Origin of the sequence: Microbacterium sp. BDGP8 (genome assembly GCF_029991045.1) — a bacterium.
In the GTDB taxonomy this organism is placed as follows: domain Bacteria; phylum Actinomycetota; class Actinomycetes; order Actinomycetales; family Microbacteriaceae; genus Microbacterium; species Microbacterium plantarum.
Window position 1 is genome coordinate 18,742 of record NZ_CP120713.1, and the last position, 23,223, is coordinate 41,964.

Annotated in this window: 27 protein-coding genes and 3 pseudogenes; 17 read left to right on the top strand and 13 right to left on the bottom strand. The window is 65.8% G+C overall.

Going from position 1 to position 23,223, the window contains the following annotated elements:
- Window positions 1-2 precede the first annotated feature (2 nt).
- Complete coding sequence (locus P6897_RS16000) at window positions 3-311, bottom strand: TrbC/VirB2 family protein (RefSeq protein ID WP_282502670.1); 309 nt, start codon at window positions 309-311, stop codon at window positions 3-5.
- Window positions 308-934, bottom strand: a complete 627-nt coding sequence (locus tag P6897_RS16005) for a hypothetical protein (RefSeq protein ID WP_282502671.1) — start codon at window positions 932-934, stop codon at window positions 308-310. Before P6897_RS16005 ends, P6897_RS16000 begins: the two co-directional genes overlap by 4 nt.
- A gap of 282 nt (window positions 935-1,216) precedes the next feature.
- Here P6897_RS16005 and P6897_RS16010 point away from each other — a divergent pair, with 282 nt between their 5' ends.
- The 6 genes from P6897_RS16010 (at window position 1,217) to P6897_RS16035 (ending at window position 6,615) form a co-directional block, all read left to right on the top strand.
- The gene (locus P6897_RS16010; RefSeq protein WP_210007878.1) at window positions 1,217-1,561 is read left to right on the top strand and encodes a hypothetical protein; all 345 of its coding nucleotides are present in this window, start codon (window positions 1,217-1,219) and stop codon (window positions 1,559-1,561) included.
- Between the two features lie 392 nt (window positions 1,562-1,953).
- Window positions 1,954-2,187, top strand: coding sequence for a hypothetical protein (locus P6897_RS16015; protein ID WP_282502672.1), 234 nt, complete (start codon window positions 1,954-1,956; stop codon window positions 2,185-2,187).
- Between the two features lie 275 nt (window positions 2,188-2,462).
- Window positions 2,463-3,560, top strand: a complete 1,098-nt coding sequence (locus P6897_RS16020) for a hypothetical protein (RefSeq protein ID WP_282502673.1) — start codon at window positions 2,463-2,465, stop codon at window positions 3,558-3,560.
- A 324-nt stretch (window positions 3,561-3,884) separates the two neighbouring features.
- Window positions 3,885-5,246, top strand: coding sequence for a ParB/RepB/Spo0J family partition protein (locus P6897_RS16025; protein ID WP_282502674.1), 1,362 nt, complete (start codon window positions 3,885-3,887; stop codon window positions 5,244-5,246).
- 74 nt (window positions 5,247-5,320) lie between these two features.
- On the top strand, window positions 5,321-5,533 hold the full coding sequence (locus tag P6897_RS16030; protein ID WP_282502675.1) for a hypothetical protein: 213 nt from the start codon (window positions 5,321-5,323) through the stop codon (window positions 5,531-5,533).
- Window positions 5,534-5,985: 452 nt separating this feature from the next.
- Window positions 5,986-6,615: a hypothetical protein gene (locus tag P6897_RS16035; RefSeq protein ID WP_282502635.1), complete on the top strand. Its 630-nt coding sequence runs from the start codon at window positions 5,986-5,988 to the stop codon at window positions 6,613-6,615.
- A 45-nt stretch (window positions 6,616-6,660) separates the two neighbouring features.
- Here P6897_RS16035 and P6897_RS16040 read toward each other — a convergent pair whose 3' ends face one another.
- A complete protein-coding gene (locus P6897_RS16040; RefSeq protein WP_282502636.1) occupies window positions 6,661-7,104 on the bottom strand; it encodes a hypothetical protein in 444 nt (147 codons plus the stop codon).
- On the bottom strand, window positions 7,101-7,385 hold the full coding sequence (locus tag P6897_RS16045) for a hypothetical protein (protein WP_282502637.1): 285 nt from the start codon (window positions 7,383-7,385) through the stop codon (window positions 7,101-7,103). The genes P6897_RS16040 and P6897_RS16045 overlap by 4 nt, the downstream gene beginning before the upstream one ends.
- Window positions 7,386-7,613: 228 nt before the next feature.
- Between P6897_RS16045 and P6897_RS16050 the strand changes: the two genes are divergently transcribed.
- From P6897_RS16050 to P6897_RS16065, 4 genes are all read left to right on the top strand, one after another.
- Window positions 7,614-8,246: an AAA family ATPase gene (locus P6897_RS16050; RefSeq protein WP_282502638.1), complete on the top strand. Its 633-nt coding sequence runs from the start codon at window positions 7,614-7,616 to the stop codon at window positions 8,244-8,246.
- Complete coding sequence (locus P6897_RS16055) at window positions 8,246-8,572, top strand: hypothetical protein (RefSeq protein WP_282502639.1); 327 nt, start codon at window positions 8,246-8,248, stop codon at window positions 8,570-8,572. Before P6897_RS16050 ends, P6897_RS16055 begins: the two co-directional genes overlap by 1 nt.
- Before the next feature lie 313 nt (window positions 8,573-8,885).
- Window positions 8,886-9,122 (top strand): glutaredoxin-like protein NrdH, encoded by a 237-nt coding sequence (gene nrdH, locus P6897_RS16060; RefSeq protein WP_282502640.1) that lies wholly within the window; start codon window positions 8,886-8,888, stop codon window positions 9,120-9,122.
- Between the two features lie 97 nt (window positions 9,123-9,219).
- Window positions 9,220-9,744, top strand: coding sequence for a thermonuclease family protein (locus tag P6897_RS16065; RefSeq protein WP_282502641.1), 525 nt, complete (start codon window positions 9,220-9,222; stop codon window positions 9,742-9,744).
- A 69-nt stretch (window positions 9,745-9,813) separates the two neighbouring features.
- Here P6897_RS16065 and P6897_RS16070 read toward each other — a convergent pair whose 3' ends face one another.
- On the bottom strand, window positions 9,814-10,137 hold the full coding sequence (locus P6897_RS16070; protein ID WP_348997239.1) for a hypothetical protein: 324 nt from the start codon (window positions 10,135-10,137) through the stop codon (window positions 9,814-9,816).
- A gap of 177 nt (window positions 10,138-10,314) precedes the next feature.
- Between P6897_RS16070 and P6897_RS16075 the strand changes: the two genes are divergently transcribed.
- On the top strand, window positions 10,315-10,632 hold the full coding sequence (locus P6897_RS16075; RefSeq protein ID WP_282502642.1) for a hypothetical protein: 318 nt from the start codon (window positions 10,315-10,317) through the stop codon (window positions 10,630-10,632).
- Window positions 10,633-10,723: 91 nt separating this feature from the next.
- On the opposite strand, the gene P6897_RS16080 is transcribed toward P6897_RS16075, so the two are convergent.
- The 3 genes from P6897_RS16080 to P6897_RS16090 all read right to left on the bottom strand — a co-directional run bounded on the left by P6897_RS16080 (window position 10,724) and on the right by P6897_RS16090 (window position 12,570).
- Window positions 10,724-10,939, bottom strand: coding sequence for a hypothetical protein (locus P6897_RS16080; protein WP_282502643.1), 216 nt, complete (start codon window positions 10,937-10,939; stop codon window positions 10,724-10,726).
- A 127-nt stretch (window positions 10,940-11,066) separates the two neighbouring features.
- Entirely contained in the window at window positions 11,067-12,011 is a 945-nt protein-coding gene (locus P6897_RS16085; RefSeq protein ID WP_282502644.1) for a hypothetical protein, read from the bottom strand.
- Between the two features lie 115 nt (window positions 12,012-12,126).
- Window positions 12,127-12,570: a hypothetical protein gene (locus tag P6897_RS16090; protein WP_282502645.1), complete on the bottom strand. Its 444-nt coding sequence runs from the start codon at window positions 12,568-12,570 to the stop codon at window positions 12,127-12,129.
- Window positions 12,571-12,900: 330 nt separating this feature from the next.
- Here P6897_RS16090 and P6897_RS16095 point away from each other — a divergent pair, with 330 nt between their 5' ends.
- A complete protein-coding gene (locus tag P6897_RS16095) occupies window positions 12,901-13,734 on the top strand; it encodes a hypothetical protein (protein WP_282502646.1) in 834 nt (277 codons plus the stop codon).
- Here the strand turns inward: P6897_RS16095 and P6897_RS16100 are convergent.
- A pseudogene (locus tag P6897_RS16100) lies at window positions 13,721-14,167 on the bottom strand (IS5 family transposase); the annotation flags it as partial. The gene P6897_RS16095 and the pseudogene P6897_RS16100 sit on opposite strands and share 14 nt — an antisense overlap.
- 122 nt (window positions 14,168-14,289) lie before the next feature.
- Entirely contained in the window at window positions 14,290-16,005 is a 1,716-nt protein-coding gene (gene dld / locus P6897_RS16105; RefSeq protein ID WP_013161533.1) for a D-lactate dehydrogenase, read from the bottom strand.
- 418 nt (window positions 16,006-16,423) lie between these two features.
- Between dld and P6897_RS16110 the strand changes: the two are divergent.
- From P6897_RS16110 to P6897_RS16120, 3 genes and pseudogenes are all read left to right on the top strand, one after another.
- Window positions 16,424-16,729 (top strand): annotated as a pseudogene (locus P6897_RS16110) (transposase); the annotation flags it as partial.
- Between the two features lie 86 nt (window positions 16,730-16,815).
- Window positions 16,816-17,466 (top strand): GntR family transcriptional regulator, encoded by a 651-nt coding sequence (locus P6897_RS16115; RefSeq protein ID WP_114306374.1) that lies wholly within the window; start codon window positions 16,816-16,818, stop codon window positions 17,464-17,466.
- Window positions 17,463-18,698: an MFS transporter gene (locus P6897_RS16120; protein WP_282502648.1), complete on the top strand. Its 1,236-nt coding sequence runs from the start codon at window positions 17,463-17,465 to the stop codon at window positions 18,696-18,698. The genes P6897_RS16115 and P6897_RS16120 overlap by 4 nt, the downstream gene beginning before the upstream one ends.
- A 93-nt stretch (window positions 18,699-18,791) precedes the next feature.
- Here the strand turns inward: P6897_RS16120 and P6897_RS16125 are convergent, their stop codons facing one another.
- Window positions 18,792-19,574 (bottom strand): acetoin reductase, encoded by a 783-nt coding sequence (locus tag P6897_RS16125; RefSeq protein WP_155049184.1) that lies wholly within the window; start codon window positions 19,572-19,574, stop codon window positions 18,792-18,794.
- Between the two features lie 63 nt (window positions 19,575-19,637).
- On the opposite strand from P6897_RS16125, the pseudogene P6897_RS16130 reads away from it, so the two are divergent.
- Window positions 19,638-20,335, top strand: a pseudogene (locus P6897_RS16130) (ATP-binding protein); the annotation flags it as partial.
- Here P6897_RS16130 and P6897_RS16135 read toward each other — a convergent pair.
- On the bottom strand, window positions 20,321-20,995 hold the full coding sequence (locus P6897_RS16135) for a DUF6226 family protein (RefSeq protein ID WP_282502649.1): 675 nt from the start codon (window positions 20,993-20,995) through the stop codon (window positions 20,321-20,323). The pseudogene P6897_RS16130 and the gene P6897_RS16135 sit on opposite strands and share 15 nt — an antisense overlap.
- Window positions 20,992-21,934 (bottom strand): IS5 family transposase gene (locus P6897_RS16140; protein ID WP_282502650.1). Its coding sequence is split into 2 segments (ribosomal slippage): window positions 20,992-21,550 and window positions 21,549-21,934, totalling 945 coding nucleotides; the frame shifts between segments, so codons are not numbered across the junction. The genes P6897_RS16135 and P6897_RS16140 overlap by 4 nt, the downstream gene beginning before the upstream one ends.
- 100 nt (window positions 21,935-22,034) lie before the next feature.
- On the opposite strand from P6897_RS16140, the gene P6897_RS16145 reads away from it, so the two are divergent.
- A protein-coding gene (locus P6897_RS16145) for an IS5 family transposase (RefSeq protein WP_108719156.1) occupies window positions 22,035-22,917 on the top strand; the annotation gives its coding sequence in 2 pieces (ribosomal slippage) (window positions 22,035-22,388 and window positions 22,390-22,917; 882 coding nt in all).
- Window positions 22,918-23,223: the final 306 nt, after the last annotated feature.

The window sequence follows — 23,223 nt, forward strand, 5'->3', positions numbered from 1 at the left end:
CCCTATCGCTGGATGCAGTCGGTAGGAACCTGCAGGAAGATCGAGACGATGCCCGACGCCGCGGCGACGAGCACCACGCCGGCGATCCACCAGCCGAGGCGCGAGAGCATCTGCCCACCGTCACCGCGGCTGTGCTGGAAGAACATTCCGATACCCACAAGGATGAGCGCGATGACCGCGAGAGCCACGGCGGCGATCTGCACCCAGAATCGCGCGGTGTCCAGCGCGTTCTGCGCTTCCGTGGGCAGGCAGTAGGGCGCCATCGGGACGATGTGCGTCGCGGTCGTGGCAACGTCGAGGACCAGGTTCACGGGGTTTCCCTCCATTGTTCGCGGACAGCCGCAGCAACTTTTGCCGCGGCCTTCTTGATGGCTGCGTTCTCCGGGACGGAGATCATGCCCCGCAGCGCGGGGAGCCAGGGCACGGGGACGACGGGTGCCGCCCCCTGTAGAACTCGGACTGCGCGCCGCACCTCGGGCGGGAGCTTGCCCGCCGCGTCGGCGACGAGCAGGATCGCACCGGCCTTGGCCGAGTACCGCTTAGCGGCCTCGACTCCGGCGAGGGTGGAGCGAACCACGATCAGTGCGGGGCCGTGGTCGTCGTCGACGGCGGGCACCTCCACTCCCCCAAGCAGCTGCGCCCACACGCTCACGCCGGCTCCCTGATGGGCGCCGATCATCGGCAGCGGGCGAGCCGCGATGGTCCCGGCGGGCCAGACCTCTCGCGCGCCGGTTCGCAGATACGCGATCACCGACCCGTCAGCGTTCACGCGGAACAGGGTGCGGCCCGAGGTCGTGTGCTCGAGCGAGATCTCCCACGGCGCCGGGGTCCGCACGTACTCCATCGCGTAGGCGAGCAGCTGCGGCACTGACCCTTGCGTGTAGTCGGCGCCAGTGAATCGCCACGCCTGCGCGTGCATCGCTGCGATGACCATGCTCTCGTCCGCGGACCGCGATCGTCCTTCGCCTGATCGCATCATGCCGACTTCACCATGCTGCTGCGCTCCCCCGCGTCGTCTGCGTTTGTCCGTCTCGTGCTCGCCCAGATTCTTCGCAACAAGTAGACGATATGTGTCTGACATGGACCCTCCGACCCCTCTTCTGTCCCCCAACTGGGGGACAAAACCTGAATGGAATCTCCGTATCTGCTAGCTTGATTAGCACTTACCACGAATGTAGTCCCGCTTTCGGGGCATCGCAACCGAGAGGCAGCGGGCATGAGTTGGCACAATGGGGCGGTGCCCTCCCGTCACGAGTTCTCCTCCGAGATGCCTGAGCGCGTCCGCAACGTGCTCGACGCGCTCGGATCGAACAACCGCGTAGAGGCGCTGCTGTTCTTCTCGGCCCACCGCACCGCGAGCCGCCAGCAACTCGCGGCCGGCACCTCGATCCCGTTCGGCAGCACGAGCGTGATCACCAACGATCTGCAGCGCTTCGGCTACCTCGTGGCCAGTGATGAAGGCGGGCGCCGCGGCGCGCCCATCATGTACACGATCGATCGCAAGCGGCTGCACGATGACGTCGCCGCCCTCATGGCCCACTTCGCCAACCTCGGTGATTGATCTCTCCCCCACCTCGGACCACCCTTCCTCTGCTTTCGACGTCAGTCGATGGCTCGCCATCGACTGATATCTGCCGCCTTGCGCGCCGTGGAGGGTGGGTCAAGGGCCACGCCGCAGGCTGGGTTCCGCAGGAACCGCGTAGCGCCCTTTACGCTCCCGGAAGGGCGCGCAACGCCTTAGGAGGCACCGCGCCGCTCCGTCGGCGTCCTTGTGGATCGCTCTCAACCGACGCCGAGAGCACATTTCATCCATTCGGACGACGACTCTCCGCGGCCCCAGCGGCGAACGTCGTCACGCGGAACCGTCTCGTTCAGCACCAACCTTCAACCCGAGGTTTATCTGCGGCGTGTCACTCTCGCGCTAGCCATTGGCATAGAACTACGCTCGCTGGCATGGCTCCCCGTCGACGTCCCCGCGGCTCACTGGTCGATCCAGTGCCGATCGGCTACGTCGTCGAGCGTGCCGCTAAGGAACGGCTCGACCGGATCGCTGATCTGGCATCCGTTTCGTCTGCCGTGATGTTCGAGCACATCCTCGAGCACCTCGAGTTGACCAGTCGGGGTCTGCCTGTGACCTGGCCGGAGCAGGAACTACATGACGGGGAGTTGCCTATCGACTCCGCCTAACGAGAAGAGGCCCGCCTAGGGCGGGCCTCAAAGCTCTGAGCCTCATCTGTCGAAGTTTGGCGACAGGAACAGATGACGCGATTTCAAACGGGTGCCGGTGCTGAACCGGCTCTCCTGCATGTACCCCTCGGCGGTTAGTCCTAGGAGGTTTCCTCATCGTACCCGAAAGTGTTCGGGCTGCCCATAGCTCGCGCTCACACGCTGCGGGCGTGTCGTCCGCCGTGAGTCGACCGCGCTCAGCGCACGGCCCACGTCGGCCGCGCCGCCGTGGCCTGATGCTGACCCCGGAAGCCGGCGTGTACGCCGCCATCCCGGTCTGCCGGCCCTCGGACTGGCTGCAGGCGCTCGAGCACGCTCTCGCGCTCCCCTCTGTGGAGGCCCTGAGGCGCCGTCTGCGCGTCGCCGGCCCCGCGACGGTGCTCGCTGCCGCGGCCGAGTGGGCGGCGTCGGCAGATCGCGCCACGGGGCGCGACGTCGCCGTTTCCCACGCGACCGTTGCCGAGCGCATCGGCTATGCCGAGGCGACCGTCAAGCGGATCATGCGGTTCCTGTCGCGTCTCGGGTTCGTCGTTGAGTGCGCCCGCGGCCGCAACCGTCTCACCCTCGACGAGCTCGCTGCAGCGCGCTCGCTCGGCGCCGTGCAGCAGCGCGCGGCCGCGTCGACGCGGGCGCTCACGATCCCTCGATCTGTGGACGGCACCCCCCTACCCCTCTCCAGAACAGTTTCTAAGACCTCTCACCTTCAAAAGAACTCACCAAAGCGCGCCAGAGGCGCGCGACGGGCCGGCGCTACGCGCCGACCAGCTGAATACGAAGACAACAAGGCGGCTACGCGCCAGCCTCGGTGGCCGTTGGAGGTCCAACGGTTCGCCGCTCAGCTCGTCGACCGGCTCCCCCGGCTTCTGCGCACCCGCAGGTCGCGGCCGACGCGTGCCTATGTGCGCCCCGCTGCCGCTGCCGGCGCCGAGGCGGTGTGGGTCGGCGGACGGCACATCGGTCAGGTGTGCGACGCGATCGCGCGCCACCGGTTGCTCGAGCGGGGGTGGACCGTCGAGCAGCTGCTCGAGCGCGTCGACCGCCACCGTGCCGGCATGCGGCACGACCTCGAGCCCGCCGAACAACGCGACCCCCTCGCGTGGCTGTTCTGGCTCGTCTCCCAGGCGGTTCCCGCCGACGAACTCGCGCCCGCTGCGCGCTCCCAGCTCGAGCGTGAGCAGCAACTCGCCCGCGCTGCCGCACGCGCGGCCGAGGAAGCCGCGCTGCGCGAGCGCATCGCCGCTGAGCAACCCGAGATCGACGCGATTCTCGCCAAGATGCGCGGGAACAAGCCCCGACGTTCCGCGGCCGGCCACGGGCGCGGCCCGCGACGCTGATCCCCGTCTTCGCCGGGGCCGTGCCCTCTCGTCGACGGCGCGCCGTCGAGAAGACGTCGACCGCCACAGGCGGCCGCAGCACCACCGCGCTACGCGCGTCGTTTTACCGTGAAGCCTTCGGCAGCATCCGGTCGATCGGGCTCCGCGCAAGCCCCCGCGGACGCGGGGGCCGGCTCCCCCGAGACTTTCGGCACGCGGTCGCTGTGCTCCCTCACATCGCGCCGAAACTCTCTCCCCCACCGCCCTGACGGGTTGCACTCCACCCGCTCTCTCTCCGCGGCACATTCGTGCCTTCACGGCAAAACAACGAGGGAGAGAGAACCCATGAACACCACCGCCACCCACACTGGCACCGTCGAGCACATCGACCCGCAGAGCCTCGTCATTGAGGCGAACGTGCGTCCCAGCGCCCCCATCACTCCCGCCTTCGTGGGGAGCATCCGGGAGAACGGCGTTCTGACGCCCGTCCTGGCGCGCCGCGATGAGCAGGGCAACGTCCTGGTGCGCGCCGGTCAGCGCCGCACCCTCGCCGCCCGCGAGGCAGGCATGGCCACGATCCCCGTCTACGTCGTCGAGGCATCCGAGGCCACCGCCGAGCGCATCATTCAGCAGATGGTCGAGAACGACCAGCGCGAAGCGCTCACCCAGGGCGACCGTGCCGCCGCGTTCCAGCAGCTCGCGTTCGAGGGGCTGAGCGTGACCGCGATCGCCAAGCGCACCGGCACCAAGGCCAAGGAGGTCAAGACCGCCCTGACCGTCGCTGAGAGCCCGGTCGCGGCATCCGCGATCAACGATCACCACGCCCTTACCCTCGACCAGGCCGCCGTGCTCATCGAGTTCGAGGACGACGAGCAGCTGCGCGCTGAGCTGATCGAGGTCGCGACCTCCGAACCGACGCAGTTCGAGCACGCCGCCCAGCGCGCCCGCGATGAACGCGCACGGGCGAAGATCAAGGCCGACGCGGAGACTGACCTCGCCGCGCGCGGGTTCGAGATCCTCGACCGCGAGTACTACTACGGCGACAGCGCGTACACGAACGTCCGTGAGCTGCGGACCGCCGACGGCGAGCGGGTCACTCCCGAGCACATCGAGAACGCCGACGGCCGCGCCGTCTACGTGTCAGCGCCGTGGGGCACCGACACCGCCCGCATCAGCTACTACCTCAGCGACCCGCGCGCCGCGGGCTTCGTCAAGGAAGGCGGCTCCGCATCGGGCCCGATGACCGACGAGCAGAAGGCCGAACGGCGGACGCTGATCGCCAACAACAAGGCGTGGGCATCCGCAGAGACCGTGCGCCGCGAATGGCTCGCGTCGTTCCTCTCGCGCAAGACGCTCCCCAAGGACGCCGCGGCGTTCGTGGCAAAGGGCCTCACGATCCACCGCCGCAACGTCGGGGAGGCGACCCGCGACGGAAACGCGCTCGCGCACGAACTCCTCGGGATCGAGCAGGGCGGATACGGCAACCCCGACAAGCTCGCCGCGATCATCGAGCAGACCCCCGCGAAGGCAGGGCACATCGCCCTCGCCATCGTTCTCGGCGGGATCGAGAGCCACACCAGCAAGCAGACGTGGCGCTATCCCGGCGCCGCTGACGCGGCGTACTTCACCCAGCTCGCCGCATGGGGCTACGGCCTCAGCGACGTCGAGCAGATCGTCACCGCCGCCGCAGAAGGCGACCAGGACTGACCGACCGAGGGGGCCGCGTAAGCGGCCCCCTCCCCCACCGCGCGCGACCAAATACCCCCACCCTCGGAGCGATCATGCTGACCCTCACCACCCCCGAAGGACTCACCCTCGCGGCAGAGACGCACGTGCAACTCGCGTCCGCGTGGGCTGACAAGGAGCTCGGCCCCGGATGGGACGAGGACTCATCGCCCTTCGACGTTCACACGACGATGTGGGAGTACATCGAGAACGTGCACGCCGTGGAGGACGGCGGGCATTCCGGCTACAGCATCGTCGCGCTGCCCTGACAAACACAGCCCGTCAGGGGCGAGGGGTGGTCCCCTCGCACTCCTCCGCCCGATATCTTCGTGATATCACTTCGAGTTCACTCCGACAGCACCGCGCTATCAGCGGCGAAGCGGACGCAGCAGCGGATCAATGGCGGCCGACACCGGGCGGCGCCGGCTAGAGGACGGCCGGACGGAACCGGCCGACAGTGAAGGGCCTACCGGCCCGTTATTTTGCCGTGAAGCCTTCGGCGGCTCCCTCCGCTGCGCTCCGGTCGTAGCTACCTCCGGGCTCCGTTCAAGTGGCTACGCCACCGGCTCCCCCGAGACTTTCGGCACGCGGTCGCTGCGCTCCCTTACTTCGCGCCGAAACTCTCTCCCCCGCCGCCCTTCGGGTTGCACTGCGCCCTCCGGTTGCTAAGGCGGAAAACCGCCTTCACGGCAAAAAACGTGAGGGGAGAGAGGACACAAACATGGGCAACCGAGCAGTCATCACCACCCCCGGCGCGAACATCGGCATCTACCTGCACTGGAACGGCGGGCGCGACTCCGTGGCCGCGTTCCTCCGGTACGCCGAGCTTGCAGGACTCCCCCCGCTCACCGCGGACGGCGGCGGATACGCGCAGCTGCTCACCGTTCTCGTGAACTTCGTTGGAAACGACGGGCTCACCGTCGCTCTGGCCACCTTCGATTCCCGCCGCCGCGCCGAAGACTTCGACAGCGATAACGGCGTGTATCTCGTGCGCGGCCACGAGATCGTCGGCCGGATCGCTGCGCCCCGAATCGAGCAGGACGCCCACGACCTCGACAAGATGCTGCACGCGCTCGACCAGGCCCAGCCCGAAGCCGACCGGCTCGGCGGCTACCTCGACGCCACCGAGCGCCCCACCGACTCTCTGACGGTCGGTGAGCGCGTGTGGATCCGTGACCACTTCTCTCGCGGCGCCCGCTACACCCTCCGAACCGTGATCGGCCACGGCACGGGCGCACCCGTCAACGGCGCCGGACGCCTCGGCGTGCCCTATGTCGACCGGTTCGACAACCAGGACAACAGCAAGAACCCCAACTCGTACATTTCCACCCCAACCGCCCGCGTCGCCTGAAACGCCGGAGGGGCGGCCTTCGGGCCGCCCCTCCGGCTCCGCGGCTCAGGCCGGTGTGAGCGGTCGGCGCCTCTTGCGCCCGCTGCTTGCCTGCTGCTTACCGAGGTAGATCGCCAGCGCATCCCGCAGGATCTCGCTCTCTGTGCGGTGCGTTGCCGCGATCTCCGCATTGAGAAGGTTGTTCAGATCGTCGGGAAGCCGGGTCTGTCGACGGTGAGACGCACCCGTACCCGCCGAGCCGCTGAGGCTCGGACGGCCGAGGGCGCGGCGCGCCTGCTCAGCAGTGACGGCACCCTCCGGGGCGGCGGGCGTGGGCTCGTCGCTCTCGATCACGTCGAGCTCGTCGATCAGAGCGTCCAGCTCGTCGCTGTAGTCAACGTGCGGCGCGACGGCTGCAGCCGTCGCCGTCAGCCGATACTCCCCCGCTTCCATCCGTTCGGAAAGCTCGTTGTAGCGCTCTTCATCCTTGGGTGTGATGTTCTTGCTCACCGGGTTCCTCCCTTGCGCTGGTCGATGATGTCCTGCGCTCGATCGATGGTCTTCTGACGCAAGTGCAGGACGTGGAACAGGTAGACGATTTTCGGCTGGCGGCGGTGCAGAAAAAGCTCGAGCATCTGCCCGTCGCGTGCGGGACCGATCACCAGATCGACGACCTCACCGTCTTCGGCGGTGTCGAAGCCAGGCAGGAAGAGGGTCTTGTTACGCAACGCATACTGCGCGTCGGCGATCGGATAGTGCTTCTCCGCACTACGGTTCCACTCGATCGGCATACGACTATTGTACTCGAAAACCCGCCAGTATGCGAGTACAAAAGTAACCAGCGCGGGCCGCATGCCGAGGCGTCGCGAGGGGGCACCCCTCGCGCTCCCCTGATATCACTTTGAAACCGTCTTGATATCTAGTCCTCAACCCGGTAAAGTGATATCACTTCGCTATCGAAGTAATAGCGATAGCGTCCCGAAATCAGTCCAATATCGTTATGGAAGCAGAGTGAAAGCATGATCATCCTCATCGGCAGCCAGAAGGGCGGGCCGGGTAAGACGACCGTCGCCGTCAATCTCGCCGTCCAGTACGCCCACGAAGGCAAGGACGTGTGCCTCGTCGACGCCGACCCGCAGCGATCTGCCTCGCGCTGGCACGCCGACCGCGAGGAACAGGGCCGCACGCCCGCTGTCGCGTGCGTGGCGAAGCTGGGCAGCATCCATCAGACCCTGCAGGACCTCGCGACCCGGTACGACGTCGTCGTGGTCGACGTGGCGGGCAAGGACAGCAAGGAAATGCGCACCGGCATGACCGCCGCCGACAAGCTCGTCGTCGTCGTGCGCCCCAGCCAGCTGGATCTCGACACCCTCGGGCACATGACCGAAGTCATCGATCAGGCGCTCGACTTCAACCCCGAGCTCGACGTGCGTGGGCTCATCACACAGGCGCCCTCGAACCCGAGCATCACTGAGCGGCATGACGCGGGGGAGTACCTGGCCGACTATCCGCGCATCCGCCCTCTCGAAACCGTCATCTTCGAGCGGAAGGCGTACCGCGACGTGATCGGTGAAGGACTCGGCGTCGTCGAGTGGTCCAACGTCAAGGCCAAGGCCGAAATTCAGGCACTCGCGGCGGAGCTGGTGGCGTAATGGCGATCAAGAAGCGCGCCCCCATCGATCAGGCGCGAATCGAAGCATTCGGCAACGCCGCAGACGCACCGGCCCAGTCGGCGCCCGCAGCGGCCGAGCCCGCCGCCAAGACCCCCAAGACCGCCGCGCCGCGGCCGGACAAGCCGGCCTCAGGGGAGTGGCCCGAGGGGACGCCCAAGACGTTCCTGGTGCGCTGGGGGAGTGACCCTGACTTGCCCCCGCTGCTCGCTGAGGTCGCCGCGCTCGAGGACCGCACCATGCAGAAGACCGCGCTGCGGGCACTGCGGCGCGGTCTCGAAGCCATCCGAGCAGAACACGACGCCTGAAGGTGATCTCAATGCGCTTTCACTGTGATATCACAATGAAAGCACCCGCTCTGGCGAGCGGTTCACGCCGCCACAGAGGCCGGCGTTCAGACGGCGCCGCTACGCGGCCAGAGATCTCTCACGCCTTCTTTGACCTGTCCGGCTGTCGAGGATACGACGGCTACGCATCGGGACAACGGCTTTCGCGGCATATCCTCCCTCGCTCCGCTCAGTCCGGTATTCCACGACCGTTGCTCCCTCCCGCTCCGCTCGTCGTTAATCCCTCGATTGCCGCCAGGCAAAGAAAAACGGTTGATTCGGGAAGGGCAGAGCAATGAACGAGATCACGGTCTACAGCAAGCCCTCGTGCGTGCAGTGCAACGCGACATACCGTGCGCTGGACTCGAAGGGCATCCGCTACCGGGTGGTCGATCTGAGCGAGAACCCTGCAGCGCTCGAGTACGTCCAAGACCTCGGCTACCTGCAAGCTCCCGTGGTTGTCGTCGACGACCAGGACCACTGGAGCGGATTCCGTCCCGACAACATCGACCGCATCGCAAACAGCCGATGAAGCCACCCGCTCACATGACTCATCGGTGCCCCGGCTGACCTCTCTCCCCAGCCCGGGCGCCGATGCAATCCCTCACCGAATCGAAAGGAGCGCACAGATGCCGAAGACCCCTCGGAAACGCCTCATCGCCGCTCCCGTCCTTGCGATCGCTCTCGCCGGATGCACCCCCGCGCACATCGGCACCCCCGTTCCCTCAGATGCTCCCGTCGTGCTGGGGATCACAGCCGAGGTCACCGCCGTCGTCGACGGCGACACCATCGACGTCCGGACAGCCAGCGGCACCGAGCGGGTGCGGATCATCGGGATAGACACCCCCGAGATCGGCCGCGACGGCGCCGCTGACGAGTGCTACGCCCAGGAGGCCCGCAATTACGTCAACGCGGCCCTGTACGGCCACACCGTGACGATCTACCCCGACCCCACCCAAGATAATGTCGACCGGTACGGGCGGTTGCTGCGGCATGTGCTCGTCGAAGGCCGCAGTATCGCCGTTGATGCCCTTGTCGCTGGCATGGGCTACGAATACACCCACGACGCGCCCTACGGGGGCCAGGAGGCTCACAAAGCCGCCCAGGATGACGCTGCGGCTGCAGGGGCGGGCCTGTGGTCCGTGTGCGAATGAACACCGGGAACACGAGATCGAGTCCGCACGACGCCGGCTCGCCGACCAACACTGACGTTGTTGAGCCGGTCACCGCGAGCTGAGAGGCGTCACCGCGGAGGCCCACACCCAGGCCCGGTGCTCGACCTCACCGACGAGGAACCTGATCGCTACGGCGTCCGCCGTCCATCGGCACGCCTGCCCGTCGACCCATACCGGTGTTGCGCCGAATCGCACCCACGCCCGGACGGGCTTTGGTTTCGGGTCGATCGTCACCGGCTCGGTGTCGAGGCCGATCTCTTCTCGCGAGAGAGACTGCAGCGGGCCGGCGTCGCGCGCGATGCGTTCCAGGATCTTCTGATCCATCCGCCGGTCGACCGAGGCCGCATAGCGCTTGTTCGTCCCCACGGTCACACCTGCCCCTCTCGGAACCAGGGTAACCGCGTTCGAACATGCATTCGAATATGGAGTTAGTGTGGTTTGACTACCGCCAACGACACTTGAATAGCGGTGGCGGGAGAACCCGATCGGCATCGCTACTCCCTACGGGCGCCAGCGACACGCGCGCTTAGGGGTTGTCACAATAGCCTTATGCCCGTACGCACCGAGATACCGGACCTCACCGGGCCGGAACTCAACATCCACCGGATCGTGCAGAACGAATCCCGCCTGTCATGTCTGCGTGTGCTCCTCGGGGTGTCGTCTGCGTCTCGCCCAGAGCTACAGGAAGCGACAGGGCTTCAAACCACCACCGTCGTGGAGGCGCTGACCGAGCTTGAAGAACGCGGGTACATCACCGCCAACCGGCCGAAAGGGGACCGGGCGGGATCGCGCGCAGTTCGGTACACCGCCCACCGTGACCGGGTGACCGCCGACCTCATGTCGCTAGCGAGCTGGATCCTCCGCTGAGTCCGACCCGTAAGAACGCCCTTGACAGCTTGACGGTTTCTGCTTTTCAGGCCGACCGGCTGACCTGCGGGTGGTCACGCACGCATCGCAGTCACCGACGGGTGACCCACCGATGCCCTTCGCGGCTGGCGCCGAACGTGTGTGTGTCGGCGGCAAAGAACTCGTGCTCGGCGGCGTCGCCGTATCCGAGGTCTGCATGGTGCTCGTCTTGGATGCATTGAACGTTGAGCAACCGGCGATGACCGCCAGCAGGTGTGGAAACGATCATGTCAGCTCGGAACTCGCACCGTGGCGTTTCGGATGTCACGTCGTCATCGTAGAGTCGGCCGGCGACGCCCGGGCGTCCGACAGGTGATCGCCAACTGTGGGGTGGAGGAGTGCCGGTGACGGGGCCGACGCGCGCGGAAGCCGACGTGACGATCCTCGCTGCGTGATCATCGTGAGCCGAGCACGTGCTCAAGTACCTGGTTCATGAGGCGAACGGCCTCTTCGGCGTCGTGTTGTTCGATCCGCGTGTCGAGTCCGTGGACGGCGGTATGGCGTAGCTCGTTGAGCGCCATCGCTGCCTTCGATACTTCAGGAGCGTCTGCGAGGCGATTGGCAACGGTGAGACCTCGACCACCGCAGGCGGCCTCGATCGCGAGTCGGGCGTAGAGCACAGCCTCGCGGTAGCGCCCATCGCGGAGGTGCGTTGCTGCAGTTCGTGCGTGTGCGGTGGCTGCTGTCTCTTCTTCCATGACTCTGAACGCGTCGCGGTAGGCGGTGTCTGTTGTCGGACCGATGATGTAGGTGAGTTTGCTGTCGTATTCGTACCGGATCACGTCGTACGTGTCGACAGTCGTGCCACCGGACACCAGCACATAGTCACGGTAACCATCCTTCTCGTAGAGGTTCGCGAGGAGTTCGTCATATCCTGTGGCCTGTGGGCTGGCGAGGAAGGCGATCAGTTGGTCCTTGGTTTCGCCGTACATCTCGACCTTGCGGCCCGTTCCCTTCTCGCGGAGACGGAGACCTGGCTGGCCGTCCTCACTGGAGTACTTCTCTATGAAGCACCACACGGAGGTTGGCGGGGAGACGACGGCCGCGGTTTGGATGCGCACCGTCACAACAAAGTTTTGATCGAGCCAGAAGCACACCTCCTCAGAGGTCTGACCAACGACCGGAGCGGCGATGGCGATGTGCTCATCGCGGCCGGTTGCCTTTGTGAGCCCATGACCATGGGAGTAGCACTCTGCCATCAGCGTCGCGAGCGGAGTGATCTGATGCATGAGCGGGTCGCCCGAAAGAACTCGGATGATTCGACGGGTGACCTTCTCCCTCAAGCGAAGGTCAGGTTTCCCGTCGGGACGTTCGAACGACTCGACGTAGGCTCTGACCACCCCCGTGCTCTGCGCGCTCCGCGCAGCAATCTTGGCTGCATGCGACGCGCGACGTGCTCGTGAGCTCGATGGTGCCACGGTTCTCCCTCATTGCGGTTTGCTCCGGTTTGGACGCTCAGGTCAGGTGCTCGCGCACATGGTGCAGCAGGGCCAGCTCAGCGTCTCGTGGCCAGGACTTGGCGAGCTGAGAGAAACGGGTTGCGCTGACGGGTTCTTTGAAACGGCGCGCTGTGGGTGTCTGCCCTAAGCCGACGAAAGGTTCCGGCGTTTCGGAGAACTGATGCGCTGTTGCATCAACGGAGAACAGAGTGGACCCGTCGCTGGCCCGCCACTCAAGCCAGACGTGCCACCTCGTTCCATCGCCCTGGACGATGACCCACCAGTCACCAAGCCCGCGACCCAGCAGCATCGCGGCAGTGGCGTACGCCAACGCGTCGCAGGATCCGATGGGGAAATCACGAAGGAAGATCAGCCGGGGATCGCTCAACCTCCCCGGTACAGACCGCACGAGCCGGTACACCTGCCAGGCGACATCAGCAGCGGCTTCGAAGTCGGTCACGGGCGCACTCTAGTTCAGGTCTAGCTAACCGCGCCGCAGGGGGAAACCTATCGACGGAGTGCGAGTCCGATCGGCTGAAGGCCGGCCTGCCGGAAACGTGAGCCGATACCTGGGTGTGGTCGCCGCCGCTGGTCGATTGCGTCGCCATGCTGTGGGTCTCACGGCTGGCGTACAGGTAGATTTCAGACCGCGAGGCGGCGCGCCGCTGGCACTATAGGGTATGCGCTCGTCGAGGCGCGATTCTGTCCGATGCGATCGGCCACGATCACGCCCCGAGCGCCAGTTGTGACGACTAGCGCGCATCTCTCAGCGCCAGGAAGGATGCCGCCCGTGCCGAGAGCAGAGTGGGAGCACCAGCCTTCGTCCTACTCGCCGGCGACGGAGACCGAGTATGCGCAGGCCCGGGTTGCGGGACGCATCTACACGTCGAAGACGTTCGCCAACGGCAACCCCAACTCCGCTGACTATGGTCAGCCCAGCCGCTTCGTGTACACCGTGTTCGATGACAACGGTACGGCGTCATCCCTTGTGCGTGAAGGCGAAGAGTGGGCTGTCACTTCCGTCGAAGGAACACGATCGCAGATCAAGGTTCTGGTTTCGCGCGAGTCCGGTTCCATAGTTGATCTATGGATACAGCGCGTTCCGGTGACCGGTGCTGCGGGCACCGTCAAAGAGGTGCTGCGCGTAAGGCGGCAGGACGCTATCCGGCTGGCGGATTTCTTTCGAACGGTGATGCTTGTGGAGCCGGATGGAGCAGACACCGGTATCCGTCTCGATGACGAGGCGCTCGCTGAGTTGCTGAACAACCCGGGATCGGCTGCTCGGTTCTACGAACAGCAGGCGCCGGTGCTGCGGGCGCTGATTGCAGACGATGACTCTGCCCGAGATGTCGTCGCCTTGGCTGGTCGACGCTCGAGCCTTGATACGTTTCGTCGGATGCTCTCCGACGACGTGTTCTTCGATTCGCTGGTGGAGCCGAACAAGGGTCCAGAAGCTGTCTGGCAACGGTTCTTCGAGGCGAACCCGTGGGTACTCGGGATCGGCCTTGGTGCTCAGCTCTTGACTTCGTGGTCTCAGTCGAAGCTGGAACAGATCGTCGCGGGGCACAGCGTCGCAGGGGATGGCAAGCGCGCCGATGCACTACTCCGTACTAGGCCGTGTTGATCAAGTCTGATTTGATCCAGATGAGCGTCGCGGCGAGGCTGACGGCGGCTCGGTAGCTGCGGAGGAGCTTGTCGGAGCGCATCGCGATGCCGCGCCACTGCTTGAGCCGGTTGAAGCAGCGCTCGACGACGTTGCGGCCCTTGTAGCGTTCCTTCTGCTGTTCGCCGAAGTCGATCGGCCGGCCCGGCTTCTTGCGGCGGTGCGCGACCTGGTCATCACGCTCCGGGATGGTCGCCGCGATACCGCGGCCGCGGAGCCAAGCACGGTTCGCCTTCGACGGGTACCCCTTGTCGGCGAGCACCCGGTCCGGGCGGGTCCGTGGCCTGCCCTTCCCGTCGCGGGGGACGCGGATGTCCTCGAGTACTGCGGTCATCATCGTGGTGTCGTTGATGTTCCCGCCGGTGATCATCATCCCCAGCGGCCGGCCGCGACCGTCGCAGACCGCTTAAGACTCACCCAGCCGGGAGCGAAACCTCTTGATCAACACGGCCTAGGTCCACCCGAGATGGATAAGACATCGCTCAGGCTCTCACGGCGTCGCGCTACCTTGGGGACTTAGGCCCAGTCCTTGTGCGGCGACGTGCCGCCGATACCGGCGTTGAACGTATTCGTCGGATCGAGCTCCTTGAAGTGCTCTTCCATGGACTCCGGCAGCTTGTAGATGCGACCGTAGTTGTGCTCGGCGGGCAGCTTCGCGCCGCGCTCCTCCAGCAGGTGCTGGATGCGGTCGTGCAGCGCCTCGGGATCCACGCCCTGCTTGGCGACATAGTCCTGGTGCATCACATGGCAGAAGAAGTGCCCGTAATACGCCTTGACCTCAAGCTGGTCGTCGATCTCCTCCGGCAGCACCTCGAGCCAGTTCCAATCGTCGCGACGCAGGGCCACATCGATGGGGATGAGCCCTGCGATGTGCCGGCGCTTCAACGCGGCGTAGCGAGTGGCGGCACTGGCCGCGCCGAACCGGTTGAGCGACGCGCTCTTTTCTTCATCAGACGTGCAGATGAAGAACTCACCAGTGTGCTCGGGCTCTGCGAAGAACTCCTTGAGCATCTTCTCGCTCGCGGCCTTCTGCGACTCGCTGACGGTGAGCAGCAGGTGATGCTCGAAACGGTTGCGGTACTCCATCATGCGCTTGGGCAGCTGATTGGGCAGCACGCTGAACATGGCTTGCGATACCGTGTCGGCGAAGGTCGGACCAATGCCGGGAATCTTCGAGAACAAGCCGTTGGCCCACGTCTTGAACGAGAACATGCGCGTCTGCAGCGCTGGACTCATGAACTTCAGGAAGACGAAGGTGTCTTTGCCGTACTTCTCGGCCAAGTCGAAGGCACTGCGGCCCATGTACTCACCAGAGATAGGCAGCGGCATGTCGGCTTCGAGGAACAACCGACGGATCTCTTCGAGCTCGTGCGTGTTGTTCGTGCCGATGTAAAACACGGTCGGGTGCACTTCGCGAGGGAAGGTGCGGGTGCGCACCGCGAACACCATCAGCTTGCCGGCCGAGCCGGATGCCTCGAACAGGTACTCGGGGTTCGCATTGTAGCGAGCAGGCGAAGGCACGATCTTGCGCAAGTGCTCGGCGTACTCGGTCTCGTTCGAGTCTTCGGGAGCTGGGGTGACATCCTCGGGAGACCACTCGCCGCGCTGTAGACGGTCGAGTGCGACCTCAGGGTCGTCTCCGAGCGAGATGCCCAGGTGATTGACCAGCTCGACCTTGCCGTCGTCGTTGACGCGGGCGAAGATCGCTTCGCGCGTGAATGCCGGACCCTTGCGAATCTGGCTGCCGCCCGAGTTGTTCGCGATGCCGCCGATGACCGAGGCGCCGATTGATGTCGACCCGATCACCGAGTGCGGCTCGCGCTGGTGCTTGGCGAGCGCGTCGGTCAGGTGTGTCAGCGGGGTGCCCGCGAGCGAGATCGCCTCGCGCGCGTCGTTGATGAGGTGCACCTCATCGATGCGGTGAGTCGAGATGATCACAATGGGGCGATCGTAGTCTTGGAAGCCGGGGCCGGATCCACCAGTCAGGCCCGTGTTCGATGCCTGCGGGATGACGATGAGGTTGTTGTCGACGGATACCTGCAGCGCCCGCCACATCTCGACCAGCGTGCCGGGGCGCACCACGGCGAAGACTGGTCCTCCGCCGAATCGATAGCCTTTGCTGAATGGCATCGTGGCACGCTCAGAGGTCAGTACATGTTCGTCGCCGACGATTCTCTTGAACGCATCGATCGCTTCGTGCGAAGTCGTGGTGGTCTGTCCCGGTTGCGTCATCTCTAAGCTTCCTATATTCAGGTGCATCACAAGCGCGTCATGATGCTGAGGGGATGTCGCCTTGATCCGAGCTAGTCCGCGGTCGTTCATTTTTTGATGGGCGGGGAAACGAGCCAGGGGGACAACGTCTGCGACCGTCTGCCCGGAAGCTCGCTACGGCGTCCAAGGAGTGCGCGTGTGCGTATGCATGTGCATACGCGCATCCTCATTGTAGAAGATGCGCATCAGATAGTTTCGGACCGCGGTACTTTCGGACTCCGGTAGGTTCGGACCGCGATAGTTCGGACCGCGATAGTTCGGACCGCGATGTCGGCCACTGCCCTCACCCCATAGATCGACGCAGCAATCAGACTCGCCTAGCGCCGCTTGAACCGTCCCAGGTTTGGTGCCGCATCTTTTCGAGTTGAGAGGATGGCGTCATGCCGCGCAGCAACTGCGATCCGCCTACCACGCGAAGGATCTCGCCGAGGGCCGCCGAATCGCGGAGCGAGTCGCCGAGACATTCCACACCTGCCCGATCCCGGAGATCGCCCGCCTCGGTCGCACCCTGCGCCGGTGGCGGTCAGCGTTCCTCGCGTATTTCGCGACCGGGCGCGCGAACAACGGCGGCACCGAGGCGATCAACGGAATCATCGAGCTGCACCGGCGCCTCGCCCGCGGCTATCGCAACCGGCACAACTACCGCCTCCGCATGCTCCTCGCCGCCGGCGGCCTCACTCCATGACCCCCACCGAATGTCCGAAGAGCCACTTTGCACCGGGCTGAGATGCAACTAGTATCTATCTTGTTCATCAGCACGGGGACGGGGTCATGGAGCATCAGGAGACGGAGGCATCCGCCGCGGATGCCGCGTACGCGAAGGTCAAGGAGCGGATCCTCGACGGCGATCTCGCCGGCGGGACGATGGTCAGCGAGGGAACGATCGCCGACGAACTCGGGATGAGCCGCACCCCCGTCCGCGAGGCGTTCCTGCGCTTGCAGGTCGAGGGGTGGATGCGGCTGTACCCCAAGCGCGGTGCGCTGATCCGCGATGTGACGCCGGGAGAGCTCGACGACGTCGTCGAGGCGCGCATCCTCATCGAGACCGATGCCGTGCGGCGGCTCGTCCGTGACTCCGAACGGGTGCAGGACGTCGTCGACGAGCTCTCCGACATCCTCGACGAGCAACGCCGCGCGTACGAGGCATCCGACCTCGCGCGGCTCGCCGAGGCAGACACGGCCTTCCACGCCCGGATCGTCGCGGCCGGCGGGAACGCCCTGCTCGCAGAGTTCTTCGCGACGCTGCGCGATCGGCAGAGGCGGATGCTCGCGTGGTCGCTCTGGCGACGCGACGACCGAGCCGAGCAGGTGCTCGACGATCACGGATTGCTCGTCCGCCTCATCGGCGATGGCGAGACCGCGGCGTTCGAGGTGGCACTCGGCCGTCACATCAAGAAGACCCACCGGGAGCTGCTGTCATGAGTGAGATGTCCTCCGAGGGAGCCGCCGCCGGAGAGCGGATCGCGATCGTCCCCTGGATGCGCGTGAGCGCTGCCCTGTTCGCTGTCGCGTGGGGTGGAAACGAGTTCACACCGCTGCTCGTGATGTACCGCCAGATCGACCAGATGAGCGCCTTCAGCGTGAATGTACTGCTCGGGGCATATGTCCTGGGCATCGTGCCCGCGCTCCTTCTCGGCGGCCCGCTGTCCGACCGGTACGGCCGCCGACCGCTGTTCGTCCCCGCCCCGATCATCGCGATTGCGGGCAGCACGCTCCTCGCCGTCGGGGCTTCCTCGATGCCGCTCCTGTTCGCCGGGCGGGTGCTGTCGGGTATCGCGCTGGGGCTCGTGATGGCAGTCGGCACGAGCTGGGTGAAAGAGCTCTCCGAGCCTCCGTTCACGACCCGCGCCGTCGACGGCCGTGGCGCCTCACGCGCTGCACTCGCACTGACGTCCGGGTTCGCGCTGGGCGCCGGATTCGCTGCGGCGCTCGGGCAGTTCGGCCCGATCCCCACCGCGTCGCCCTACCTCCTGCACATCGCTCTCACCCTCGTCGCGCTCGTGCTGCTGTGGGCGGCGCCGGAGAGCCGGCCGCGCCCAGACACCTCTGGGCCGCTCCTCGCCGACCTGCGCATCCCCACCGCGATGCACCGCCGGTTCCTCCTCGTCGTCGTCCCGATGGCGCCGTGGGTCTTCGGCACCGCCGCAAGCGCGTACGCGATCCTGCCGGGCCTCATGATGTCGCAGGCGCCGGGACTGCAGATCGGTGTGTCGGGTCTGCTGTGCGTCGTCGCGCTCGGCTGCGGTGTCGCGGTGCAGCGGTTCGCCGCGAAGGTCGACACCCCGCTGTCGGCCCGCGGCATCGGGATCGCGCTGACGGTCACCGTTCCCGCCATGATCCTGGCCGCCGTCGCGGTGAGCCTCAACTCGCTAGCCTGGGCGTTCGTGGCCGCCGCGGCACTCGGCGCGGCCTACGGCATGCTGCTCGTCGGGGGACTGCGCGAGATTCAGCGGATCGCCGGTCCGCGCGATCTTGCCGGACTCACCGCGGTGTACTACTCACTGACGTATCTCGGGTTCTTCATCCCGGCGATCCTCGCCGCGCTCGGCGCGTGGATCCCGTACACGACGATGTTCCTCGCCGGCGCGGTCCTGGCGGCGGTCAGCGTCGGGATCGTCGCGCTCAGCTGGCGCCGGCACCTGCCGGCGGCCTGATGAGGAACCGGCCGGGCGCGGCGTCCTCGCGAAGACTTCGCAAAAAAGGGGGCGCGGGAAGGACATGTCCTCCCCGCGCCCCCTTCGGATGCATCAGTTGTAGAGCATTCCGCCGTCCACGAGCAGCACCTGGCCGGTCACGTAGTCGGCTTTCTCGCTTGCGAGGAACGACACGACGTTCGCGACGTCTTCGGGCGTCTCGATGCGGCCGAGGGCGATGCTCTCGACGTTCTCCTTGAGGTTCTGGCCCCGCGGCTTGCCGTTGATCTCCGACAGCTTCTCGTCGATGAGGTCCCACATGCCCGTGCCGACGATGCCGGGAGCGTACGCGTTGACGGTGATGCCCTTCGGGGCGAGCTCCTGCGCCGCGACCTGCGTGAGGCCGCGCACGGCGAACTTCGACGCCGAGTACGCGCCGAGGATCGGGAAGCCCTTGATCGACGCGATCGAGGCGGCGGAGATGATCTTGCCCTTCACACCGAGCTCGATGAACTTGTCGGCAGCGGCCTGGATGCCGAAGACCACGCTGTTCACGTTGATGGAGAAGATCTTGTCGAGCTCTTCCGCCGTCACGTCGAGGATCGGCTTGACCTGCGCGATGCCCGCGTTGTTCACGATGACGTCGAACCCACCGAGCTGCGTGGCGGCTGCGTCCACAGCGGCGACGACGTCTTCCTTCTTCGACACGTCGGCAGCCACGAAGATCGCACGGCGGCCCAGCGCCTCGATCTCCGCGACGACGCCGCGCGCCTTCTCCTCCTGGAACGTGAGGTCTGCGACGGCGACGTCGAAGCCGTCCTTCGCGAGCTGGAGCGCGATTCCGCGACCGATTCCCTGACCTGCGCCCGAGACGAGAGCGACCTTGGCAGTGGACATTCCGACTACTCCTTCATGGTTCGATGAAGCGCTGTCGCGCTCCGAGATAAGGTCGCCCGAAGGCACGTTGCTCGGCGCCGCACGACCCTCGACATCCTCGCAAAACTCATCGAGTCGGACGGAGATGGCAAGTATGCTCGCGAAGACCGCGTCCACGAGCTGCTTTTCCCCATGCGCAAGGACTCGAACGATGTCTGGGTCGATGCGTCGAACCTGTGGAATCTGGACGAGCGGCTCGTCTTCCACACTACCTCGCGTCCGACAAGACTCTCAAGAGCATGCCCGTCACGGACGACGCCTCGACGAACCGACCGGACATACTGGCGACACGCGTGCTCGAGGCGGACTCGCCCGTGCTCGCGACCGCGGGGCAGAAGTTGCCGCTGCAGTCGATCGTCGTCGAGCTCAAGCGCCCCATGCGCAACGACGCGACGACGGAGGACAAGAACCCCATCGCGCAGTGCCTTGACTACGTCGCGCGGGTTCGCGAGGGCAAAGTAACGACGGCAACCGGGCGGCTGATTCCGTCGAGCGCGCAGGAGCCGCCGGCCTTCTGCTACGTCATCGCCGACCTGACGCCAACGATGGAGCGCATGTGCAAGCTGTCGAACTTGATCAAGACGCATGACGGGCTCGGGTACTTCGGCTACGTCGAGCCGTACAAGGCGTATGTCGAGGTCATCAGTTTCGACGGCCTCGTCAACGCGGCCACGGAGCAGAACAGGGCGTTCTTCGACAGGCTCGGCCTACCGTCGAGCTAGGCCGTGTTGATCGAGAGGCGGGGCCGGGCGCGGCCAGTGATTCCATCCGTCGGGAAGGTCGCGGAGGACGGGCTTGGCGTCTTTGAGGCGCTGGGCAGGAAGATCTTGGGAGCGGGATTTCCCGGAGCTCGCGCCGTCGGGATAGGTGAAGGCGTAATCGACCCAGGGGCGAAGTCCGCTTTCGATCGTCTCTCGGTAGTTGCCGCTGACGGTCGCGAATACTTGCTGCTCGAGTTCATCGGCTTCGGCCTCCCAGTTCGAGTCGCAAGCGTCGCAACCGCAGACTGGGTAGTGGAAGTCGTGCAATAGTCCCGCGTGCATGTAGATCCCCGGATAAGCGGTGAAGACCAACGTCAAGGACGCGCACTTCGGATCATTAGGACGTATCCGCACCGCGCGCACCACATCATGAAACGCGGGACGCAGCAGATCCGCTGTCACCTCAACGCCCTCATCGACCTCGACGTCATACGTCTCTCGGAGGTGGGCGATAAGGGCGTCAGCGACAACGTGCAGCGGTGCGAACCGCTCGGGATGCGTGTCGACCGAGTAGGTGTCTTCCGGAGGTGACTCGTGCCACCGGCTCCCGTAGTTGATCACCGCGCCGTCAGCGTCGCGGAACACCGGCGCTTCGATCAGAGGGCGAACGTAGGAACTCATCCCGTCATCCTGCCGCATCGGCGCGGCGCCGGCCGGCCTATGGCCAGGCCGGGACGGGACAGGTCCGTCTTGATCCAGATCAGCGTCGCAGCGAGGCTGATCGCGGCACGATAGTTGCGAGCGAGCTTGTCCGAACGCATCGCGATGCCGCGCCACTGCTTGAGCTTGTTGAAGCAGCGTTCGACGACGTTGCGGCCCTTGTAGCGTTCCTGCTGCTGATCGCCGAAGTCGATCGGTCGGCCTGGCCTCTTGCGGCGGTGCGCGATCTGATCGTCCCGCTCGGGGATCGTGGCCGCGATCCCTCTCGCGCGCAGCCATGCACGGTTTGCCTTCGACGGGTAGCCTTTGTCGGCGAGCACCCGGTCGGGGCGGGTGCGCGGCCGGCCCTCCCCATCGCGGGGCACGCGGATGTCCTCAAGCACGGCGGGCATCATCGTGGTGTCGTTGACATTCCCACCGGTGATGACCATGCCTAGCGGCCTTCCGCGGCCGTCGCAGACCAGGTGCAGCTTGGTCGTCAGTCCGCCCCGGGAACGTCCAATCCCGTGATCAGACGGCTCGAACCACGGATTCTTGTGATTCGGCAGAGCCCCCTGTGTCACGCTTCAGTGTCGCGCCGTGCTGATGCACACGTGCAATCGTGGAGTCGATCGAGACGACCCAGTCGATCTTCCCGGCGGCGTCGGCCTGCTTCTGCACCTCGGCCAGCAGCTTCTCCCAGGTGCCGTCCTCGGCCCACCGGTTGAACCGCTTGTAGATCGAGTTCCACTTACCGAACCGCTCCGGCACGTCCCGCCACGGCGCCCCGGTGCGGTACTTCCACGTCATACCCTCGACCGCGAGGCGATGATCCGTCCACGGCCTCGACCTCCCGGTCACCGTCGGCATCAACGGCTCCAGCACGGCCCACACCTCGTCCGAGATCTCCTGCCGCGTCACCGTTCAAGACTCGCCCAGCGGAGAGTGAACCCTCTTGATCAACACGGCCTAGGGCGTGTTGCTAAACATCTGCGGTTGCCTCGTGGGTGAGTCTTGATGCGTGTTTCGTGACGTGATCTCGGATGAAGCGTGGGCTGTGATCGGTCCGCTGTTCCCGACTGCGAAGTCGACGGGTCGGCCGCCGGTGGATCGGCGCGCGGTGGTCGAGGCGACGGCGTGGCGGTTCCGGACTGGTGCGCCGTGGCGGGACGTGCCGGAGCGGTTCGGGAACTGGAACACGATCTATAAGAACTTCAACCGGTGGTCCGAGCTGGGCGTGTGGGCGCGGGTGCTGGAGAAGACGCAGGCTCTCGCGCAGCAGTCCGGGGATCTGGACTGGGTCGCGTCGATCGACTCCACGATCGTGCGCGTGCATCAGCACGGCGCCACCCTTCCCCGCGCCACAGGGGGCTCTGGCGAACTACAAGAAATTCGGTGACGAGCCACCCGATCACGCGATCGGCCGTTCCCGCGGTGGGTTGACGACGAAGAATCACCTGGTCTGCGACGGCAAGGGACGAGCTCTCGCGTTCATCCTCACGCCCGGACAAGCGGCGGACACGAGCATGCTGACCGCAACGCTGAGCGAGATCCGCGTCCCGGGCGCGAGAGGCAGGCCGCGGTCGAGGCCGGATCGGCTGCTCGCGGACAAGGGCTACCCGTCGAAGGCGAATCGCGCCTGGCTGCGCGAGCGCGGGATTGCCGCGACGATCCCTGAACGTGACGATCAGATCGCTCACCGCCGCAAGCGCCGCGGGCGACCGATCGACTTCGGTCAGGAGCAGCGGGTCCGCTACCGTGGCCGCAACGTCGTCGAGCGATGCTTCAACAAGCTCAAGCAGTGGCGCGGGATCGCGATGCGCTCAGACAAGACCGCACGCAACTACCACGCCGGTCTCTGCCTCGCCGCGACACTCCACTGGCTCACCAGCAGCGTTCACTGAACATCGACGTCGACGTCTTCACCCTCGCTCGTCCGCTTCAATCGTGCCAGGTGGTATCGCCACCCCTCTTCTTTTTTGCGCCGCCCTGAACAGGTGAAGTACTCGTAGCGATCGCCTTGCTTGTCACGGGGTCGTTCGATCATGAGCTTGGCGCCACACGAGCAGCACAAGCTCCCCTTGAGGTAGTGGTCGTACTTCTGAGGCCGCTCACCGACAGCGTTCTTCGCATCGAGCTGCGTCTGGACCTGCAGCCAGGTGTCCGGGTCGACCAGCGGGATGTGGGCGCCATCGTAGGTGACGCCGCGA

Coding starts and splice junctions, on each gene's coding strand:
- P6897_RS16005 (WP_282502671.1), bottom strand. CDS start 934: ATGGTCATCGCAGCGATGCACGCGCAGGCGTGGCGATTCACTGGCGCC.
- P6897_RS16010 (WP_210007878.1), top strand. CDS start 1,217: ATGAGTTGGCACAATGGGGCGGTGCCCTCCCGTCACGAGTTCTCCTCC.
- P6897_RS16015 (WP_282502672.1), top strand. CDS start 1,954: ATGGCTCCCCGTCGACGTCCCCGCGGCTCACTGGTCGATCCAGTGCCG.
- P6897_RS16020 (WP_282502673.1), top strand. CDS start 2,463: ATGCTGACCCCGGAAGCCGGCGTGTACGCCGCCATCCCGGTCTGCCGG.
- P6897_RS16025 (WP_282502674.1), top strand. CDS start 3,885: ATGAACACCACCGCCACCCACACTGGCACCGTCGAGCACATCGACCCG.
- P6897_RS16030 (WP_282502675.1), top strand. CDS start 5,321: ATGCTGACCCTCACCACCCCCGAAGGACTCACCCTCGCGGCAGAGACG.
- P6897_RS16035 (WP_282502635.1), top strand. CDS start 5,986: ATGGGCAACCGAGCAGTCATCACCACCCCCGGCGCGAACATCGGCATC.
- P6897_RS16045 (WP_282502637.1), bottom strand. CDS start 7,385: ATGCCGATCGAGTGGAACCGTAGTGCGGAGAAGCACTATCCGATCGCC.
- P6897_RS16050 (WP_282502638.1), top strand. CDS start 7,614: ATGATCATCCTCATCGGCAGCCAGAAGGGCGGGCCGGGTAAGACGACC.
- P6897_RS16055 (WP_282502639.1), top strand. CDS start 8,246: ATGGCGATCAAGAAGCGCGCCCCCATCGATCAGGCGCGAATCGAAGCA.
- nrdH (WP_282502640.1), top strand. CDS start 8,886: ATGAACGAGATCACGGTCTACAGCAAGCCCTCGTGCGTGCAGTGCAAC.
- P6897_RS16065 (WP_282502641.1), top strand. CDS start 9,220: ATGCCGAAGACCCCTCGGAAACGCCTCATCGCCGCTCCCGTCCTTGCG.
- P6897_RS16075 (WP_282502642.1), top strand. CDS start 10,315: ATGCCCGTACGCACCGAGATACCGGACCTCACCGGGCCGGAACTCAAC.
- dld (WP_013161533.1), bottom strand. CDS start 16,005: ATGACGCAACCGGGACAGACCACCACGACTTCGCACGAAGCGATCGAT.
- P6897_RS16115 (WP_114306374.1), top strand. CDS start 16,816: ATGGAGCATCAGGAGACGGAGGCATCCGCCGCGGATGCCGCGTACGCG.
- P6897_RS16120 (WP_282502648.1), top strand. CDS start 17,463: ATGAGTGAGATGTCCTCCGAGGGAGCCGCCGCCGGAGAGCGGATCGCG.
- P6897_RS16125 (WP_155049184.1), bottom strand. CDS start 19,574: ATGTCCACTGCCAAGGTCGCTCTCGTCTCGGGCGCAGGTCAGGGAATC.
- P6897_RS16135 (WP_282502649.1), bottom strand. CDS start 20,995: ATGAGTTCCTACGTTCGCCCTCTGATCGAAGCGCCGGTGTTCCGCGAC.